The following is a 21,163-nucleotide window of genomic DNA, read 5'->3' on the forward strand; positions in this document are numbered from 1 at the left end:
TGAAATGGAAGGGTTCGTCCTTCTGTTTCACTTTTTCTATTTCCCCTTTTTTTCCACAATAATATTTTCACTCTATTTTTAATGTTTTTGATATTATTAGGTTTAAAGAAACCTCAAGGTGATTCCGATGAAAAATTTTCTAAACATTATAGCTTTAAAGGTGAAAACGCTGTCTTTTGGCAGCATTCGTACAAAAATGGTATTGTTTTTCCTGATGGTAGCTCTGATTCCATTAGGGCTATTTGGGTATTTATCCTATGAAAAATCCTCGGAAATCGTAAATAAACAATATAATGAGTATGAAAAATTTTCAGTCTCCCAGCTCGACAAACAAATCGAAAATACTTTTGAGCAAATGTATGTCATTTCAAAGGATATTAATCATTATTTATCAGATCCTACTCTGGTCATATTAAAAGAGGAAATTCCCCGTACGTATGCTGGATTTATTGAAAATAAAAACTTTGAAAGATACTTAGAAGCACATAAGACGTTTAATACGAAGGGAATCTATTTAATCACCAACACAGGCTACTATTATGGCAATGATCGTGTTGATATTCATAAGCTCTTTCAAAAGCCCTTCTGGAAAGAAGCAAATCGCCTAAAAGAGGGGGACCTGTGGATCGGGTTTTATAATTCTGACCATTATTACACCGGAAGAAAAGATGAAAAGATTATGGGACTTGTTTTTCCGATTGAAAGCCAGTTTGGTGTATTAAAGGGAAGTAAACTATTGGTCGAAACAAACGCAGAGGAATTGTTTTCTTATATAAACTTTTTAGAAAATAAACTCCATGCCTCGATCACTCTTAAAAATGGAAAGCATCAAGTTGTATATCAAACAAAAAAGGCTCCCGAAAAATTAAAGTCCGATATTGTTTGGAATAATCATTTTGAAGCCTATGGCTGGGATGTCGCTGTCCGGATACCACAAAAATATTATTATCAATCTTCCAATGTCATCTACCAATATACATTATTGGCCATTTTATTTTCGATTCTCTTAGTCTGTATTCTGGCGGTATTTCTTTCAGTCCCGCTGTCGAAAAGAATCAAACGCCTGAAGTTCTCGATGGAGCGAGTAAGTGAAGGGGATTTAAATACCCAGATTGCAGTTACCTCTAAGGATGAATTAGGGGTATTGGCTCAAAGCTTCAATGACATGGTCAATCAAATTAAAGGCTTAATCGAGCAAATGAGCGAGACAGAACGGTTAAAAAGACAGGCAGAGCTGCGGGCTTTCCATTATCAAATTAATCCGCATTTATTATTTAACACCTTAAACTCTATTCAGTGGAAGGCAAGGCTGGCAGGAACAAAAGAGGTTCAAGAAATGATCTATCATTTGACAGAGGTTCTCCATGAGAATTTAAATTTTTCCGACGAGTTAATTCCGTTGAAAAAAGAACTTGAGACGATTAAGCATTATTTGAAAGTTCAAGAGGTTCGTTATGGACCTACCTTTGAATATAGCGAAAAAGTCGATTCTGAATGTTTGGACTATCTGATCCCGAGAATGACCCTTCAGCCGCTATTTGAAAATATCTTTTTTCATGCCTTTGAAGACGGGCAGGGAAGAATCGAACTCATGGTATCGGCAAAGCCTGATTATTTAGAACTAACTTTAACGGATAATGGAAAGGGAATGGATGAAGAAACGGCAACGAAACTGTTAGCTCCGGCACATCCTGATGAAAAAGGAAGAAGAATTGGCGTTTATAATGTCGATCAGCGTGTAAGGCTCCATTTTGGATTAGAATATGGCTTATCTATTGAATCTGTAGTAGGAATAAAGACAATTTTTAAGATAAAATGGCCAAAAAGGAGGCAGCTGTAATGATTAAAGTATTACTTGCAGATGATGAGTTGATTGTAAGAAAGGGATTAATCGCCACAGTCGATTGGGCAAAATTTAATATGGAGGTTATTGCCGATGCTCCAAATGGGCAAAAGGCCTGGGAGCTTTTTCAGGAGCATTCCCCTGAAGTGGTCATAACAGATATTGTCATGCCAGAAATGACTGGAATTGAACTCGCGAGAAAAATAAAACAGACTTCCCCTGCTGTAAAAATATTATTGTTAAGCTGCCACCGTGACTTTACTTATGCACAAGAGGGGATGAATATTGGCGCTTCCGGGTATATATTGAAAACAGCCTTTCAAGACAAGCAGTTTGAGGAATACCTGGAACGCTTTGAAAATGAATTAACTAGCTCCGGGAAAAATCGATCCTCATCATTAGAAAAGGACTTTTATGAATGGTTATGTGGTTTTGAAAATTCCTTTCTCGCACAATTAGACGAGAAATTTCTTGAAGATTGGAAATGGATGAAGGAGCCCTTTTCCATTTTTCTCGTAAACGGACTAAATTTTCATAAAAAATGGCCTGTTGGGGAAAAACAATTGGCAAAGATCCATTGCGGCCAAGACCAAGCCTTTATCTTTATCCCGGCAACAGCCAAAGAGGAGTTTGAACATCAACTGGTTGAAGCTAGAAGCAAAGATGCCTCCATCCGTTGGAACGTAAATGGCCCTAATCAAGGGATAACGGAATGGATGAACGGAGTTTCAGCCCTATACCGGCAGTTAAAGTTTGAAAAGCAATTTAAGATTTCAATGAAAGACTGGCCGAATCCAATCCAAAAAGCTGTGCAAATCATAATGGAGCATTTGCATGAATCCCTTTCTTCCACCTTTATAGCAAATGAAGTAGGATTAAGCCGAAGTCATTTTAGTACGATGTTTAAAAAAACGGTCGGGGAAAGCTTTATTTCCTTTACGGAAAAAATAAAAATCCAGGCGGCCTGCGAGCTGCTTGAAAATACGTCTTTGACTCTGCAGGAAATCGGGGAGAAAATAGGCATTCAGGACGGAAAATATTTAAGCAAATGGTTTAAAAAATGTATCGGTGTTACCCCATCGGATTACCGGCAAAACAAAAAGGCGAATGGAAGCTAACAAATTTCCCTCGTTTTTGGGAAAATTCAAACAATATTACCAAAAGAATAAGATGAAATTAAGTTCAAGACCGCTTTCATTCACGTTACAATGAAAGCGGTTTCTATTATGTTTACAGAAAAGAGGGGGATTTAAGATGAGAAAATGGCTCACGACATTACTGGTATTGATTTTGGTCTTTGCTCTAGCCGCTTGTTCAGACAATAAATCAAGCAGCGGATCTGATCAAGCAGCTAAGGATAGCAAAGGAAAAACCACCCTTCGCTTTGCAACCTGGGATTCAGGTGAAGCCTTGAAAATTCAAGAAGAAATTGCAAAGAAATTTGAAGAAAAAAATCCGAACGTAAAAGTGCAGGTTGAAGCGTACGGCGATGGCTTTGATCAAAAGCTGGCCGCATCCTTTGGAGCGAAAAATCCTCCTGATGTCATGTATATGTGGAATTTTCCGGCCTATTTTCAATCGCTTGAACCACTCGATAACTTTATCAAAAGCGATGCGGAGATGGACATAGACGACTTTTACCAAGGCCTTTTCAACTATTCAAGTATGTATGGAAAAGTGTACGGCATGCCAGCCGGATTTACTACAAGGGTAGTCTATTATAACAAAGATTTATTTGATGCAGCGGGTGTTCCTTATCCTAAGGATGGCTGGACCTGGGATGACTTTAAAGCAGCAGCTAAGAAATTATCCAATCCTGCAAAGAAGCAATATGGATTTGGGGTAAGACCAGAGCCGGATACCTATGATCTACAAGGATTTGTATGGAGCAATGGCTCGAGCTTTATCAGTGAAGATGGAAAGAAAATCAATGGCTACATGAATAGTCCGGAAACGATTGAATCCATCAAAATGTTCGGAGATATGGTGAAGGATAAAAGTGCTGTACTTGTAGGCGGCAAAAACCAACAAAGCGGCGACGATATCTTTAAAGCAGGTAAGATTGCGATGTGGGAAAGCGGCATTTGGCCATTAGAGGGCTTTAAAGAAGCAAAGGTTAATTTTGGAACAGTGGAAATGCCAGCTTTTAAAGAGAAACCAGTCAAAGGGGTCATTGCTTCTTCAGCAGTTTCCGTTGCAAAGGATTCGAAGAACAAAAAGTTGGCGTGGGAATTTGTTAAATTCTATTCCTCCGCTGAAGCAATCAAAATGAGAACAGCAGATTTACCAGTACGCATCAGTGTCGTAAAAGAAATGAAAACCGAACAAGACCCATTAATCAGTCCATTCTACAAAATGCTGGAGAGATCTAATGATACACCGGCATTCCTGTTAAATAAAAACTGGGATGAAATCAACCGAAATCTATCAGCGGCCATAAATGCAGTCATGCTTGGCCAGGATGCCGATAAATTAATGGACAAAGCAGTGAAAGACTCAGAGAAATACGTTGGGCAGTAAAAATTAAAAAGAGGTGTTTTTTTTGAAACCCGTTTATGCCGCAGCTGCACCTATCGAAACCGTCAAAAAAACAAAAAAACGGTGGGACATCATTGTCCCCCTCCTTTTTATCGCACCATGGATCATCGGATTTTTAGCTTTCACACTCGGACCATTGCTTTACTCCCTATTTATTAGTTTCTTTGATTGGCCAATTGTTGGCGAGGCAAAGTTTATTGGTCTAGATAACTATAAGACTATGTTTACCGAAGACCCGTTATTTTGGGAGTCATTAGGGGTAACAGTAAAGTTTGCTGCCCTTTTTGTCCCGTTTAATATCATTACTGCCCTTTTCTTGGCAATTTTATTGAATCAAAAGATAAAAGGATATTCGTTCTTCCGTACCTTCTTCTATTTGCCGTCCGTTATCTCAGGTGTCGCCCTCGCGATGATCTGGGCATGGGTCTATAACGGAGAATATGGGATTCTCAATTACTTTTTATCCCTTATCGGGGTTAAGGGTCCCGATTGGCTCAATGACCCGAACTGGGCTTTAATCGCGATGGTCATTGCCAGCCTGTGGGGCCAGGGCACGATGATGCTCATCTTTTTAGCAGGACTAAAAGCGATTCCTGGAGAGTTATATGAAGCGGCTTCGATTGATGGGGCGAATAAAATTCAGCAATTTTTCAAAATAACAATTCCGATGCTAACGCCGACGATTTTGTTCAATTTAATAACAACGATTATCAGCGCCTTTCAGCAATTAACACTGGCTCTTGTATTAACGGGCGGAGGCCCGCTCAAATCCACCTACTTCTATGCGATGTATGTATATGAGAATGCGTTTAAGTATTTTAAAATGGGCTATTCCTCCGCTAATGCTTGGTTTATGTTTGTCATTGTCTTAGTGTTAACGCTTATTGTATTTAAGTCATCATCTGCTTGGGTGTATTACGAAGGAGAAGTCAAAAATAAATAGTCGGCATGACCCAAGACTAGGCAGGAGCGTCTCGCATGAAAACTAAAAGAAGAATTGAGAAAACAACCATTTATATCCTATTAATCTTTTTTTCACTCTTGTTCTTAGCACCGTTTTTCTGGATGCTGAGCACTTCAGTGAAATCGCCGGAGGAACTTTACCTGTTCCCGCCAAAATGGATTCCATCCAAGTTTGAATTGAGCAATTTTAAAGAGGCGTGGATGTCGCAGCCGTTTAATCAATTTTTTATCAATACCGTAATCGTGACAGGAATGTCGACGATTGGCCAGCTTCTTTCATCGTCATTAGTAGCCTACGGTTTTGCTAGATTCAAGTTTAAGGGAAGGGATTTTTTATTTATCGTCCTCCTTTCATCGATGATGATTCCATGGGAGGTAACGATGATTCCGCAGTATATGGAATTTAATTACCTAGGCTGGATTAATACCTTAAAGCCGTTGTTTATTCCATCCTGGTTTGGAGCACCGTTTTATATTTTCTTAATGCGCCAATTCATTATGTCGATTCCAAAGGAACTGGATGAGGCAGCGAGAATGGACGGAGCCAATCCATTTCAAATCTACTACAAAATTTATCTGCCATTAATGAAGCCTTCTTTGATTTTGGTGGCGGTCTTTAATATTTTAACCTGCTGGAATGATTATCTCGGTCCACTGGTTTTCTTAAATGATCAGAGTAAATATACGCTGACTCTTGGCTTGGCACAATTTAAGGGAATGTTTGGTGTCGATATGGAGGGCATCATGGCGGTGACGTTCTTAATCAGCATTCCGCCGCTGATCTTATTCTTCTTTGCCCAGCGCTATATTGTCGAAGATACCTCAAGGTCTGGTGTGAAGGGATAAGAAAGGAGACAGAACATGTTTGATATTTCAAAGGTTCCGTTCAGCCGTTACGGTTCGTATATCGTGATTTCCCCGCTGCACGGAAAGGATGAAAACCATCTTTATTTGCGTAATATTCGAAATGGAGATCACGATTTAGGGGAGGTTTTTCGCCTCGAGCTTCTATTGGAAGGCCAGGTTGTGCCTTATCAATCCCAAATGTTCCCAGATGTTCTAAGGCTGGAGGCAGATGGAGGCTTTGTAGAAATTATTATCTCTGAAGCAAGGGTGTTACAGGTTAGAGGTCTAGGGGCAGGACTCCGCTTAGCCGGGATGACTGGAACCTACGATTATGCCGTTCCCGCTCATCAGGGCTGCTGGGAGGTTAACCATTCCAGTCAGGAAATCCGCTATATGTTAACGCCAATTAAGGGTCCTTTTCAGGTGGATGCTCCCTTTCAAGAACAGCGCTGTTTAGAAATTACCGCTGACTTTTTACCAGATCCTGAAACGAAGGAAATGGAGGGTGTGATTGAGGAGTTCTTTACAGTATACACCGACCGTTCCTACCTGTCTTTTTCAGAGGGGCAAAAATTGGTCCGGAAGGAATATCAGACCTGGATTGAAACCGTTCTGGAATGCGATTCCAGGTGGAGAAATGGGAGAGAGCTAGCTTCCTATATTACTTGGTCCTGTGTGGTCCAGCCGGAGGGATTGCTAAACAGGCCTGCTATGTATATGTCGAAAAATTGGATGACGAATATTTGGAGCTGGGACCATTGCTTTAATGCGCAGGCACTTGCTAAGAATTCACCGGAATTAGCATGGGACCAATTCATGATATTTTTCGACCATCAGGATGAATCAGGAATGCTGCCTGATTTTCTTAATAACCGCTTTGCCTTATGGAATTTTACAAAACCGCCGATTCATGGCTGGACATTAAAGCAGCTTATGAAAAATCGTGCATTCGTTACAAAGGAAAAACTTCAAGAGGTATATGAACCACTTGTTAAGTGGACGGAATGGTGGTTCAAGTATAGGGATAATGATGGGGAAGGGCTCCCGCACTATAATCACGGCAATGACAGCGGCTGGGATAACAGCACGATTTTTCATAAAGGAACCCCCGTGAAAAGCCCGGATGTATCATCATTTCTACTTATTCAAATGGAAGTGCTGGCAGAGATTGCCGAAGTATTAGGAAAAAAAGAGGAAGCAGCAAAATGGGCCAGTGAATCTATACATTTGCTTGGCCGAATGATAGGCATGTTTTGGAAGGGAAATCAGTTTATTGCTGTTAGGTCTGGGGATCACGCTGAAATTCAATCCGACAGTCTAGTTCTCTATGTTCCTATTATTCTCGGTAAAAGATTGCCAGAACCGTTTAGAAAAAGTTTAGTAGCAAGATTAGTCTCCAATGGCTTTTTAACCGATTTTGGTCTGGCTACCGAAAAGCCAAGCAGCCCATTTTTTCGAGAGGATGGCTACTGGAGAGGACCGATTTGGGCCCCGACCACTTTGCTGATTTACAAAGGTTTAATGGATTCAGGTGAAACGGAATTGGCACGAGAAATTGCTGAGAAGTTTTGCACTATGGCTAATAAGTCAGGAATGGCTGAGAATTTCCATGCTCATACGGGCGAAGGCTTACGGGACCCTGCTTTCACATGGACATCCAGTGTCTTTCTGCTATTGGCTCATTCACTAATGGAATAAACGGGAGGTTTTACGATGGTAACGAAAGATTATTTCGGCTTAAAAGATAAAGTATGTGTCGTTACAGGTGGAGCATCAGGGATTGGATTGGCAACGGCCACTCTATTAGCAGAGGTCGGCGCGAAGGTAGTGATGTTAGATATTAATGAAGAAAATGGTCAACAGGCGGCGGCTGACTTGCAATCGAAGGATTATAAGGCTGAGTTTTTCCGCTGTGATGTAACCAAGGCATCGGATTGTATCGCTGTAAAAGACTATTTTGAAAAAGATCACGGTTCGGTTGATGTTCTTTTTAACAATGCAGGAGTTATCAGAAGAAAAACGGTTGTGGATTTAGAAGAGGCTGACTGGGATTTAGTGATTGATGTCTCTTTAAAGGGAATCTATTTATTGTCCAAATACCTTATTCCACTGATGGCAGAGAGCGGAGGAGGCAGTATTATCAATACGGGCTCCGGCTGGGGAATTAAAGGCGGAGATCAAGCAGCCGCTTATTGCGCAGCAAAGGCTGGAGTTGTCAATTTAACAAAAGCGATGGCAATCGACCATGGGCCGCAAAATATCCGCGTGAATTGTATTTGTCCTGGTGATACAGATACACCGTTATTAAGGGACGAAGCGAAGCAACTAAACCTGAAAGAGGATACTTTCTTAGTTTCATCAGCAAAAGGCAGGCCATTAGAAAGACTAGGCACACCAAGGGATATTGCTAAAGGCGTTTTATTCCTCGCAAGTGACCTGTCAGCATGGGTAACTGGGACAGATTTAATAGTGGACGGCGGCGGATTAGCTTAATTTTTCTAAAAATTCAAAAATCAATTACTGCAGGAGGTAATGGTCATGGCACAAAAGGTGCACCCTTATATACCGAATATGGTACCAGAAGTACAAGCTGAGATGCTAAAGGTTATCGGAGCCGAATCGATTATGGAGTTATACTCTTGTATCCCTGATGAGCTCCAGCTAAAGGAAGCGCTAGACCTTCCGCCGGCTTTAACGGAATACGAACTCAGACGACATATTGAAGGAATTCTCAATAAGAACACTAGTACAAAGGAATATATCAATTTCCTCGGAGCCGGCTGCTGGCAGCATTTTATTCCGGCCGTTTGTGATGAAATTAATCAGCGCTCCGAATTTTTAACCGCCTATGCAGGCGAGCCTTATGAGGACCATGGAAGATTCCAGGCACTTTTTGAATATCAAAGCTTAGTAGCCGAATTAGTTGATATGGATGTGGTCAATGTACCAACCTTTGACTGGGGGCAGGCGGCGGCCACGGCAGTGAGAATGGCTGCCCGTATTACGGGAAGGAAGAAGGTATTGCTTGCGAGGACGGTCGCACCGGAACGGAGCAAAATTATCATTAACTACGGCACACCGCAATTAAAGTTCGAATTTGTGCAATTTGATACAACATCCGGAGCGATGGATTTAGGAGACTTACAGTCAAAATTAACCGAAGATGTAGCCGCCGTTTATTTTGAAAATCCATCCTACCTTGGTTTTATAGAGGCGCAGGGCCTGGAAATTTCTAAACTGCTTAAGGCAAATGGGAGCTTAATGGTGGTTGGGGTTGACCCGATTTCACTTGGTGTTCTTGCACCGCCAAGTCATTATGGCGCTGATATTGTCTGCGGCGACTTGCAGCCGCTTGGCATGCACATGAATTACAGCGGGGGTCAGGCAGGTTTCATCGCAACCCGTAATGAGGAGAGTTTTGTCCATGAATATCCATCCCGATTGTTTGGGATCGTCCCTACTGTGAAGGAAGGAGAATATGGCTTTGGCGATGTCGCCTATGAGCGGACTTCATTTGCCCAAAGAGAAAAGGGCAAAGAATCGGTCGGAACACAGACAGCCTTATGGGGAATTACTGCCGGGGTATATTTAGCACTTCTAGGGCCAGAAGGCATGCAGGAAGTGGGTCAAACCATTATGCAAAATAGTCAGTATGCGCAACAGCAATTAAATCAAATTGAGGGTGTAAAAGGATCTCTTTTGGACTCACCTTTTTTTAAAGAATTTATCGTTGATTTTAATCAATCAGGATATACAGTAGAACAAATTAATCAAAAATTGTTAGAAAAGAAGGTTTTTGGCGGCAAGGATCTTTCACAAGAGTTTCCTGAGTTTGGCCAGTCGGCATTGTTTTGTGTAACAGAGGTTCATACGAAAGAGGATATAGACCATCTCGTTCAATCCATTCAAGAGATTTTAACGAAATAGAGAGGAGTTTTTTCACATGCAAAGGATTCAACGTACGAGCAAGACCCGTGACTTTCACCAAGCAAAATGGAATGAACCGATTATTTTCGAACTTCATCAGCCTGGGGAAAAGGGAGTAGAGCTGCCTCCTGTCAATAAACATATTGCCTTGGCAGTAGGTGATGGAACATCAGCGATTCCGGCGTCAATGCAGCGGAAAAACAAGCCGAATCTTCCGGAAATTGGCCAGGCGCGTGTATTAAGACATTACTTAAGACTATCACAGGAAACGCTTGGTTCCGATTTTAACGTAGAAATCGGGCAAGGGACTTGTACAATGAAGTACATTCCGAAAATCAACGAATTGCTGATTCGTGATCCGAAAATGATGGAGCTGCATCCTCTGCAGCATGAAGATACCGTTCAGGGAATGCTCGAGGTTTTTCATAAGCTGGACTTATGCATGAGGGAAATTTCAGGAATGGATTATTTCTCCTTCCAGCCAAGCAGCGGCACCCAGGCTTTGTTTGCCATGGCATCAATCGTAAGGAAATACCATGAACAAAAGGGCGAGGGGGAAAAGCGGGATGAAATCATCACGACGATTTTCTCCCACCCATCTCAAGCTGCGACGGCAGCGGTCAAGGGCTATAAGATTATTACTCTGCATCCGGATGAAAACGGCTTTCCTGATATTGAAAAATTAAAAGCAGCAATATCCGAGCGGACAGCGGGATTTGTTGTGGCCAATCCGGAAGATACCGGCATTTTCAATCCGAAGATTAAAGAGTTTACCGACATTGTTCACCAAGCCGGCGGCCTTTGTTTTTACGATCAGGCGAATGCCAACGGTCTTTTAGGAATCACCCGTGCAAAAGAAGCAGGCTTTGATATGTGCTTCTTTAATCTTCACAAAACCTTTGCAGCACCGCATATGTGCGGCGGCCCGGCAACCGGAGCCCTTGGAGTGACTGCAGAATTGAAAGAATTCTTGCCAGCGCCGATTGTGGAATTTGCCGATGGAAAATATACTCTGAAGAACGATTTAGAGCATTCAATTGGAAAGGTCCGCTCCTTCCACGGTGTCGCCCAAACGGTGCTGCGAGCTTATGCATGGATTCGCGCTCTCGGTGCGGACGGTCTGAAGGAAGTTGCGAAAATAGCAGTATTAAACAATAACTATATGTATCACAAAGTTTTGGCGATTCGCGGTGCAAGTGCACCATATGTCAAAGGACACCGCCTTGAGCAGGTGCGTTACAGCTGGGAGCAGCTGACAAAGGAAACGGGAGTAACCACTGAGGATGTTACGTTAAGGATGACTGATTTTGGTCTCCATTATTGGACCAGCCATCATCCATATATCGTCAAGCAGCCATTCACCCTTGAGCCGACGGAGTCGTATTCCAAAGAAGATTTAGATGAATATATCCTAGCTCTCGAGCAAATTTCTAAAGAAGCCTATGAAAATCCAGCAATCGTCAAAACTGCCCCGCATAATAGCACCATTCACAAAATAGACGAGCAGGATTACTTGGATCATCCAGAGAAATGGTGCATCACCTGGCGCATGTATTTGAAAAACACGGAAACATGTGAATCTGTTAAATAAAACGACATTATTTTTGAAAATAGGGGGCTATAAAAATGAAAAAGTACATGTCGATAATGCTCGTCTTGCTGCAGTTATTGTTATCCGCCTGCTCCAATAATACGGCTGGGAATGAAGGGAAATCAGGGGATTCCAAAAATCCAGCTGGAACCATTACTGTATGGGGATGGGACGTTGCGGCAGCAACGATGAAAGCAGCGGTTAAGGACTTTCAGAAAAAATATCCGGACGTAAAAGTGAAGGTGGAGGATTTTAATAGCTCTGACCTTTATGACAAGTTAACCGTTGGTCTTGCAGCACGAGGTTCCGGGCTTCCAGATGTGGTGTTGATGGAGGATGAACGAATCCCAGGCTACCTGCACCAGTTTCCCGAAGGATTTTTAAAATTAAATAAACTTGGGTATGACAAATACAAGGATTCATTCAATCCAGCAAAAGTAGCGGCCGTTCAGAATAAAGATGGAGATTTCATTGCGGCTCCGTGGGATATTGGGCCGGCAGGTGTGTTTTACCGTGTGGATTACTTTGAGAAGGCCAATGTGGACCCTAATTCCATCCAAACTTGGGATGATTATATTGAAGCAGGTAAGAAAATTAAAGCCGCAACGGGTGCGCAGCTGCTGCCGATTGATATCCCGAACTATGACGGTGTCTTCCAAATGATGATGCAGCAGCAAGGGCTTTCTTATTTTGATAAAGACGGGAAAATTACCCTCGGGTCCAAGGAAGCAATCAGGGCAATGGAGGTCATCAAAAAACTTCATGATGCCAATCTAATCCTTAATAATAAAGGCTGGGACGGGATTGTAACCGCAACTGTAAATGGCAGTGTTGCCACTGTTCCTTATGGTGTCTGGTATGCGGGTTCGATTATGGACCAGGCTCCAGATTTAAAGGGGAAATGGGATGTCTTCTATTTACCAAGCTTTGAAAAGGGCGGCACGAGATATGCAAACGTAGGAGGTTCGTCCTTGTTGATTCCATCAACAAGCAAAAATCAATCGGCTGCCTATGCCTTCGTTGAATTTTTTACAACCGACCAAGCCTCACAATTGTTAGGTTTTGAAAAATATGGACTTTTCCCATCCTTGAAGGAAACCTATAGTGCACCACAATTTACAGCCAATAGCGAGTACTTTCATAATAGCCCGATTTTCAAAAAATTTGCCGATATTGTCAATCAAGTACCAAAAATCAATGTGAATGAACACTTAGCAAAAGCAAGTGCCCTAACAAGTAATGCCCAGGCAGCCATATTACTTGAAAATAAATCGGTGGAATCTGGTTTAAAGGATGCACAAAAACAATTAGATAATGAAGTCAAAAAATAATGTTAAGGAGAGCTGAGAGGTCGTGTTCCAACTCCTCTCAGCTCCTTTATTTTACTTAAGTTAGGTAGGTGGCTCGTTTGGATCAGACAGAAAAGGCTGTAAATACCACGGCAAACCTTCAAGTCAAAACGAGAAAAAATGTGTTAACTCCAAAAAATGCTCCCTATTTCTTTATCGGGCCGGCATTTCTATTAATCTTAATATTTACCGTCTATCCGGTTATTTCTTCGTTTATTTTGAGCTTTCAAGAGGTTCGTGGATTACAGAAGTCATTTGTGGGATTTGCTAATTATTCTCGCTTATTCCATGATCCTATTTTCTATAAATCTCTATTAAATACCTTTCAGATTTTAATCGTCCAAGTTCCAATCATGCTCTTTTTATCATTATTAATCGCGGTGGGGCTCCATTCTTCGATGTTAAAAGGCAAGGCATTTTTTCGAATCTCTTATTTCATGCCAGCGATTACAGCCCTAGTAGCCGCCTCGATTGTCTTTATGATTCTATTAGATGAGCATTTCGGATTTGTTAACTATTTCTTATCATTTATAGGATTGGATGCTATTTCTTGGTTAAATACTCCATTTTGGGCAAAGGCCTCGGTAATTCTCGTTATGACTTGGAGATGGACCGGATATAATATGGTAATTTTTTTAGCGGGTTTGCAAAATATTCCTGCTGAATTATATGAGGCAGCAAGTATTGATGGAGCAGGAAAAGTGAAGCAATTTTTCATGATTACGATTCCACAATTGAAGCCGGTGTTTATTTTTACCGTTGTGATGTCAACCATTGGCACTTTGCAGCTTTTTGATGAGCCGTTTATTTTGACCAATGGCGGTCCAAATGCTGCCACGATGACGATTACGCTTTATCTATATGAAACAGGCTTTAAGTTTTTCGATTTTGGCTATGCGTCCGCGATTGCCTATGTTCTCGTTATCATTACGGCCATCATTTCCTGGATCCAAATGAAGCTGGTAGGTGATGATGAATGATCACTTCTAGAAAAATAGGGATATATAGTTTATTGATTGTGGGGGTCATCTTATCGATTGGACCTTTCTATTGGATGCTGGTCGGTTCGACTTTACCTTCAGGTGATATTTTTCATCTTCCGCCTAAGCTTCTGCCAGGTGATTACTTGGCAAAAAATTTTCAATCCCTGAATGAGTCGTTAGGGATTGCGAAAATTTTCTGGAATTCCTTATTTATTGCCCTTGTTTATACATTCGTCAGCACGCTTATTAGCGCGATGGCTGGCTATGCTTTTGCCAAATTTCAATTTAAGGGAAAGAAGGTATTCTTTTTCATTATTTTATGTACCTTAATGATTCCATCACAGGTAACCTTGATCCCATTGTTTGAAATGATGGTCTCCTTTAATTGGCTGAATACGTATCAAGCGATTATATTGCCGACGCTTGCTTCTCCCTTTGCGATTTATTTAATGAGGCAGAATATGAAGGCTGTGCCAGACTCGATTATTGAGGCCTCGAGGGTGGATGGGGCAGGGGAATTACGAATATTCTTTACTGTCATTCTCCCAGTAACAAGGCCAGCGCTTGCAGCAGTTTCTATTTTTCTGTTTATGTCCCAATGGAATAGCTTACTTTGGCCGCTTATTACGATGAATTCAAAAGAAATGTTTACACTGCCTGTCGCTTTATCGAGCTTAATTGGAATGGCGCGGATTGATTATGGGCAGCTCATGCTAGGAACCACTTTATCGACAATTCCAATTATGATCTTTTTCTTGCTTTTACAAAGGCATTTTATCTCTGGGATTTTAGGTGGATCGGTAAAAGAATAAACATCAAGGAGTGGAACTCTTATGAAAAACAAAAAGAGATGGGAAGATATCCATACAGACGGCATTAACCGCTTAGCTCCACGGGCTCACTATATCAGTTACCCAACTCGTGCGGCGGCAGAAACTGGTGATGCCCGTCAAGCTCATTTCTATCAAAATCTTAATGGAACGTGGAAATTTATTTTTCTTGAAGCACCGGAATATGGGCCGGATGGCTTTTATCAAGATGAATTGGACCTAAAGGAATGGGATGATATTACGGTCCCTGGGAACTGGCAGCTTCAGGGGTACGGAAACATGCATTATTCAGATTTGTGGTATAACTTTCCGATCATCCCGCCACGGGTTCCTACTGATAATCCGACAGGGATATATCGGCGCGAATTTATGTTGGACCGAAGCTTTTGTACAGAGCAATTGATTCTTCGCTTTAATGGCGTCGATTCTGCCTTCGAATTGTATGTCAACGGAGAATTCGCCGGCTATAGTAAAGGTGCACGGATTCAATCTGAATTTGATATTTCTGAATTATGCCGTGAAGGCGCGAACTCCTTGACGGTACGTGTATTCCAGTGGTCAGATGGGACGTATTTAGAGGACCAGGATATGTGGTGGTTAAGTGGAATTTTCAGGGATGTTGAATTGTATTCTCGGCCTATTCTCGGACTCTATGACTATACAGTAAAAACGGAGTTTGATCGTGAATGGGAGGATGCAACACTATCTGTGTCCGCTCAATTGACTGAACTGCGAAATCAAACCATTGTATATGAATTAATAGACACGGAAGGAATTCAAGTTTTTATTGAGGAAAAAAAGGCGGACGAACCTTTATGTAAAAATATTATTGCACCTTTAAAGTGGAGTGCAGAGCAGCCGGTTCTCTACCATCTTTATATGACGGTCATGGCAGATGGAAAAATAATAGAAGTGATTCAACAGCATGTGGGCTTCCGCTCGATTGTGTCGGCCGGGGATACATTCCTCGTCAATGGGGTGGCGATCAAGTTTAAGGGCGTAAACCGTCATGACTATAATCCCAAGACCGGGCGTGTGGTGACGAAAGAGGAGATTGAGCGGGATATCAAGAAGATGAAGCAAAACAATATTAACGCCATCCGGACAGCTCACTACCCGAATGCTCCTCATCTTTATGACCTTTGCGATTTTTATGGCATGTATGTCATTGATGAAACGGATTTAGAATGCCACGGCTTTGAACTGACTGGAAAATATGATTGGATCAGCAATGACCCTGCGTGGGAAACGGCTTATGTTTCAAGGATTGAGAGGATGATTGCACGTGATAAAAACCATCCGTGTATTATCATGTGGTCGCTTGGCAATGAATCCTCATTTGGGTGTAATTTCCGTGCGATGTCCAATAGGGCGAAGGAAATGGATCAGACACGGCTTGTCCATTATGAAGGAGATTTTGAGGCAGAAGTGACTGATGTTTACAGTACGATGTATACGTGGCTTGAGCCATTTAAGGAAAGGCTGACAATGGATCAGGTTATTGAAAGATCAACAAAGCCGCATATTCTCTGCGAGTACGCCCATGCGATGGGGAATGGACCTGGCAATCTAAAAGAATATCAGGATTTATTTTATAAACATGATAAACTGCAAGGCGGATTCATTTGGGAATGGTTTGATCACGGAATTGAAACCGTGGCGGAGGATGGTTTTGTTTACTACAGGTATGGCGGAGATTTTGGCGATGATCCGACGAATGGAAACTTTTGTATTGATGGGTTGATTATGCCTGATGGGACGCCGTCACCAAGTTTATTTGAATATAAAAAGGTGATTGAGCCAGTTCAAACGGAATGCATCGATATTGAAAATGGTGTGTTCCGTCTTATTAATCGATATGATTTTCTCTCTTTAGAACATTTGGAATTAACCTGTTCACTTTATGAGGATTATAAATTATTAGAAAGCTTTCCAGTAGAGCTTCCGATGCTGGCTGGACGTGAAACAGCAGTGATTCAGCTGCCTGCAGGGAAGGATATGGAGAAAATCAACGGTGCCCATTATTATTTAGTATTTTCATATAAACTAAATCAGAATACACCATGGGCTGCGAAGGGCCACGAATTAGCAAATGCTTCCTTCGTGCTCCCAGGGAAAGAGAAGATACCGAAAGTTCATTTAGATGGAGAGCTTCAGGTTATAAAGGAAGGTGCCTTGCTAAATGTCAGCGGTACCGACTTTACCGTAACATTTGATTGTGTCAAAGGAACATTAAAACAAGTGATCCGTAATGGTGTGGTTGAAATTGAAAAGGGACCGAAGTTCAATTTTTGGCGGGCTCCAATTGATAATGATATGTATCTTCTAGATGATTATCGCAAGAAATATTTTATGCATTTAGGCCATGAAATTGTTGAGGATATCCAATATGAATTGAAAGACGGAGTATTTGAGTGGCATACGGATGCCCTATACGGTACTACAAACAGCTCTTGGTATTATCAAATTCAATATCATTATAGTATTTATCCTGACGGCGATATTGTTTGCCGTATTAATGGGGTTGCCTCCGGTCTGAAGGAAAATGCTCCAGTCATGATCCCGCGTTTAGGTGTACTCATGCATCTAAATCGAGATTTTGTTGAAACCCAATGGCGCGGCAGAGGACCGGGTGAAAGTTATCCAGATTCAAAGGAGGCCAGCCATTTAGGAGTTTTCAGTTCATCTGTCGAGGAGTTGTTTACTAATTATGTGAAGCCGCAGGAAAACGGCAACCGTTCAGATTGTGACTGGGTAAGCTTTACGGATCAAGCAAATAACGGACTTATTTTTATCACGGATGAAACGTTCAACTTTAGTGCTTCTTATTTTGAAATTGATGACCTTGAGAAAGCAAAGCACACAATCGATTTGAAGCCTAGGGATTATCTTGTTTTGAATCTGGACTACAAACAAAATGGGCTCGGCAGCAACTCCTGCGGCCAAAGCCAACTAGAAAAATACCGCTGTAAATTCGAAGACTTCGCCCTAGCATTCCGGATTTCCCACTTCAACAGTGAAAAAGTAACCGCAATAGAACTAGGGCGCGAATATTGATAGAGTTTCAATGGTGTGCACCGCTCGCGGACGTTTGTCTGCGAGTGGTGCCTGACACCATTACTCACTTTTTAGGCATATTTTTGTTGGTTAAGTTCGTTAAGTGTTTGGGTGTAGTGTGTGGTTAGGTTTTCGAATATTTGATCCCATTTTTGTGTTAGTGCGTAGTTTCTTCCTGCAATTCCCATTTGCTTCCTTAGCTCGAAATTTATTAATAGATGGATAATGGAATTTTTGAATTCCTCCACATTCCCCGCTGGACATAAATGGCCAGTAACCCCAGATTGAATAATGTTCTTCACACCTCCAGCATTCGCCCCGATTACGGGGGTACCACTTGCAAGGGCTTCAAGAACTACATTCCCGAAGGTTTCCGTAGGGGAGGGAAACACAAATAAATCGGAAGCTGAGTAGACTTCAGCTAAACGACTTCCGCTTAGATATCCCGTAAACGTCATGTTGGAAACTGTTTGAAGAGCTTCCAACTCCTTACGTAACGGGCCGTCTCCGACAATAAGCCAATGTATTTTTTCATTGATATCTTCAGGAATGGATTTTGCAATAGCAAGAAGTGTTTCGATATCTTTTTCAGGGGCTAATCTGCCAACAAAAGTCAGCAGATATTTTTGATCTAGGCCGTAACGCTCATAAACCGCAGTTTTATTATAATGAGGATGGAAAAGCTGGCAATCCACGCCGCGTGGCCATATTTCTAAGTTTGTAAATCCACGTTGCATAAGCTGCCTTAAAGTTTCATGAGAGGGAACGAAAAGCTTTTCACAAGTTCGATGAAACCAATGCATATATTTCCAGACGACTGTGGATAGAAATTGCAGGTCATAATACTTCAAATAATCATCGAAATTGGTGTGATAGGAACCGACGAGGGGGATGTTTAATTTTTTGGCATAATAAATTCCACAGAGCCCGGCACTAAACGGAGTAGCCACATGAATTAAATCGGGTGAAAAACGTTGTAATTCTGATTTGAGAGAAAAAGGATTTGGAAAAGCCAAACGGCATTCAGGATAAAGGAAAAAAGAGAGACTCCTTAAGCGATGAATATTGTCAGAGACATACTCTCTGCCGTTCGAATCAGGTGCAAAGATTTTAAAAGTAATACCCTTCGTTTCAAAATAATCCGTCAGCCGCTTAAGCGTCCTGGCAACCCCGTTGACATCGGGATAAAAGGTATCTGTGAAAATAGCAATCTTCATAAAATCCCTCCTCACCGAATCTCTCACAGCCATAATAAACAGAAGCATAAAATTCCCGTGCCCATTCCAAGAATACCGCCAGCAAGAACGTCAGAAGGATAGTGAAGACCTAAGTAAATTCTTGATATTCCAACACACAGCCCTAGGGGGATGAGAAAAAAAGAAAGCTGCGGCAGGAATAATATATAAGGGGTCACAACGGCAAAAAACGCCGTTGTATGTCCCGAAGGGAAAGAATGATCCTTTAATGGATTTGCTGGGAACTTTGTTTCTTCTATTATCAAATAAGGTCTTTTTCTTGGCAGCAGCCGCTTAGCAAGCTGTACGGGAATATGGCTGGCCGATAATGCAAGAGCGCTGGCAATGGCGATCAATCTAGTTTCCCCTGACGAGATGAAAAGGAGAACGAAGGCTGCAGCGATGGTAATATCCGCTCCGCCAAAATGTGTAACCACACGGAAAAATAGATTTAACAGCTTTTTATCAAAATGCCGATTCACCGTTTGAAACACACGACAGTCGAAGCCATAAAACACATTGATCCATCTCATCATCGCCACTTCCTTTTAAAAATTAATAATACGTAACTCATCTTTTGGTCTATCTCTATAAACATCAGGTCTACCAATCGAGACATACGTTATCGGATACTTTTGTATTTCCTGGAGTGAGTAACAATTTCTTCCGTCGATAACAATAGGTTCTTTCATATAAGTTTGAAACATATTCAGCCGGACATGCTTTATTTGTTCCCACTCTGTTACAATCAAAGCTACGTCAGCTTCATAAAGAGCGTAGTGAATATTGTATGCATATTCGATGCTATCCCCTAAAACCTTTTTAGCATTCGGGATGGCAATCGGATCATAAGCTCTAACATGCGCACCTTCCTCAAGAAGTTCTTTAATAATTTTCAACGATGCAGCTTCCCGAACATCATCGGTATCAGGTTTAAATGCTAAGCCTAGGACAGCTACTTTTTTATTTTTTAACGAGCCAAGCATTTCCTTCGCTTTTAAAACCGGAAGGGTTTGCTGACGGTTATTTACTTTTATAACAGCCTCGAGCAATTCGAAATGATGCTTGGCATTTCCCGCAAGCTGCACAAGTGCTCTCGTATCTTTTGGAAAGCAAGAACCCCCATATCCAATGCCGGCCTTAAGAAAATCATGGCCGATCCGTTTATCTTGACCAATTCCAAATGCCACTTCCTCGATATCGGCCCCAACTTTTTCACAAAGATTGGCAATTTCATTGATAAAGCTTATTTTTGTAGCTAAAAAGGCATTAGAAGCATACTTAATCATTTCTGCACTTCTAATGTCCGTTTTCATTATGGGAATCTTCAATGGCAGATAAATTTGCTCCATAGTCGATGCAGCATCTGGATCATCAGCACCAATCACGATTCGGTCTCCTTGAAAAAAATCAAGTACAGCAGATCCTTCTCGAAGAAATTCAGGAACCGCGACCACCTCGACCTTAATAGCAGAAGACTTGCGGCTGTGAATAATCTGTTTAATTAACTCATTAGTTCCAACCGGGACTGTGCTTTTTGTACATACAATTACATCCTTATCGATATAATGAGCAATTGTATGTGAAACCACATGAATGTATTTTAAATCTACTGAACCATCCGGTTGTTCAGGTGTACCGACCGCAATGAAAATGATATCAGCTTCTGAATAGGCTTGCTTGGGGTTCATGGTGAATTGCAGCTGCCCGTTATGAAGATTTTTTTCAATAAGTGACTCCAGTCCAGGCTCATAAATCGGATAACGGCCGTTTTGAAGCATGTCAATTTTATCTTTTTCAATGTCTATGCATGTTACGTTATGTCCTATATCGGCTAAACCAGCACTTGTGACAAGTCCTACATATCCTGCTCCAGCAACGGTAATCTTCATCCAATCCCTCCAATGAGTTTGATAATTCCATTTTATTAGGGAATGATGGATTTTTTCTTAACCTAGTGTTAAGAGAGTGTAAAGTCTATGTATAGAAAGACTGATCAAA

General features: G+C 41.5%; 16 protein-coding genes. 13 read left to right on the forward strand and 3 right to left on the reverse strand.

What is annotated here, in order from left to right:
• The first annotated feature begins 127 nt into the window (after positions 1-127).
• The 13 genes from ACIFOT_RS14515 (at position 128) to ebgA (ending at position 17,927) form a co-directional block, all read left to right on the forward strand.
• Positions 128-1,840 (forward strand): sensor histidine kinase, encoded by a 1,713-nt coding sequence (locus ACIFOT_RS14515; RefSeq protein ID WP_430065662.1) that lies wholly within the window; start codon positions 128-130, stop codon positions 1,838-1,840.
• Positions 1,840-2,961 carry a response regulator gene (locus ACIFOT_RS14520; RefSeq protein WP_430065664.1) on the forward strand — a complete coding sequence of 374 codons (1,122 nt, stop codon included), beginning with the start codon at positions 1,840-1,842 and terminating at the stop codon, positions 2,959-2,961. Before ACIFOT_RS14515 ends, ACIFOT_RS14520 begins: the two co-directional genes overlap by 1 nt.
• Positions 2,962-3,097: 136 nt before the next feature.
• Positions 3,098-4,363 (forward strand): ABC transporter substrate-binding protein, encoded by a 1,266-nt coding sequence (locus ACIFOT_RS14525; protein ID WP_430065666.1) that lies wholly within the window; start codon positions 3,098-3,100, stop codon positions 4,361-4,363.
• A gap of 52 nt (positions 4,364-4,415) precedes the next feature.
• Complete coding sequence (locus tag ACIFOT_RS14530; protein WP_430065728.1) at positions 4,416-5,324, forward strand: carbohydrate ABC transporter permease; 909 nt, start codon at positions 4,416-4,418, stop codon at positions 5,322-5,324.
• Between the two features lie 35 nt (positions 5,325-5,359).
• On the forward strand, positions 5,360-6,190 hold the full coding sequence (locus tag ACIFOT_RS14535; protein WP_430065668.1) for a carbohydrate ABC transporter permease: 831 nt from the start codon (positions 5,360-5,362) through the stop codon (positions 6,188-6,190).
• 15 nt (positions 6,191-6,205) lie between these two features.
• Complete coding sequence (locus ACIFOT_RS14540) at positions 6,206-7,888, forward strand: amylo-alpha-1,6-glucosidase (protein ID WP_430065670.1); 1,683 nt, start codon at positions 6,206-6,208, stop codon at positions 7,886-7,888.
• A 15-nt stretch (positions 7,889-7,903) separates the two neighbouring features.
• On the forward strand, positions 7,904-8,683 hold the full coding sequence (locus ACIFOT_RS14545) for an SDR family NAD(P)-dependent oxidoreductase (RefSeq protein WP_430065672.1): 780 nt from the start codon (positions 7,904-7,906) through the stop codon (positions 8,681-8,683).
• 45 nt (positions 8,684-8,728) lie between these two features.
• Positions 8,729-10,117, forward strand: a complete 1,389-nt coding sequence (gene gcvPA / locus ACIFOT_RS14550; protein WP_430065674.1) for an aminomethyl-transferring glycine dehydrogenase subunit GcvPA — start codon at positions 8,729-8,731, stop codon at positions 10,115-10,117.
• A 16-nt stretch (positions 10,118-10,133) separates the two neighbouring features.
• Positions 10,134-11,708: an aminomethyl-transferring glycine dehydrogenase subunit GcvPB gene (gene gcvPB, locus ACIFOT_RS14555; protein WP_430065676.1), complete on the forward strand. Its 1,575-nt coding sequence runs from the start codon at positions 10,134-10,136 to the stop codon at positions 11,706-11,708.
• A gap of 35 nt (positions 11,709-11,743) precedes the next feature.
• A complete protein-coding gene (locus ACIFOT_RS14560; protein ID WP_430065678.1) occupies positions 11,744-13,039 on the forward strand; it encodes an ABC transporter substrate-binding protein in 1,296 nt (431 codons plus the stop codon).
• Positions 13,040-13,179: 140 nt separating this feature from the next.
• Positions 13,180-14,037: a carbohydrate ABC transporter permease gene (locus ACIFOT_RS14565; protein ID WP_430065730.1), complete on the forward strand. Its 858-nt coding sequence runs from the start codon at positions 13,180-13,182 to the stop codon at positions 14,035-14,037.
• Entirely contained in the window at positions 14,034-14,852 is an 819-nt protein-coding gene (locus ACIFOT_RS14570) for a carbohydrate ABC transporter permease (RefSeq protein WP_430065680.1), read from the forward strand. Before ACIFOT_RS14565 ends, ACIFOT_RS14570 begins: the two co-directional genes overlap by 4 nt.
• A 21-nt stretch (positions 14,853-14,873) precedes the next feature.
• Positions 14,874-17,927 carry a beta-galactosidase subunit alpha gene (gene ebgA / locus ACIFOT_RS14575; protein WP_430065682.1) on the forward strand — a complete coding sequence of 1,018 codons (3,054 nt, stop codon included), beginning with the start codon at positions 14,874-14,876 and terminating at the stop codon, positions 17,925-17,927.
• A 71-nt stretch (positions 17,928-17,998) separates the two neighbouring features.
• Here ebgA and ACIFOT_RS14580 read toward each other — a convergent pair whose 3' ends face one another.
• The 3 genes from ACIFOT_RS14580 to ACIFOT_RS14590 are packed head-to-tail and all read right to left on the reverse strand — an operon-like array spanning position 17,999 to position 21,054.
• Complete coding sequence (locus ACIFOT_RS14580; protein ID WP_430065683.1) at positions 17,999-19,144, reverse strand: glycosyltransferase family 4 protein; 1,146 nt, start codon at positions 19,142-19,144, stop codon at positions 17,999-18,001.
• A 23-nt stretch (positions 19,145-19,167) separates the two neighbouring features.
• A complete protein-coding gene (locus ACIFOT_RS14585; RefSeq protein WP_430065685.1) occupies positions 19,168-19,698 on the reverse strand; it encodes a phosphatase PAP2 family protein in 531 nt (176 codons plus the stop codon).
• A 12-nt stretch (positions 19,699-19,710) separates the two neighbouring features.
• Positions 19,711-21,054 (reverse strand): UDP-glucose dehydrogenase family protein, encoded by a 1,344-nt coding sequence (locus tag ACIFOT_RS14590; RefSeq protein WP_430065687.1) that lies wholly within the window; start codon positions 21,052-21,054, stop codon positions 19,711-19,713.
• Positions 21,055-21,163: the final 109 nt, after the last annotated feature.

This window comes from Neobacillus sp. NRS-1170, assembly GCF_050468025.1.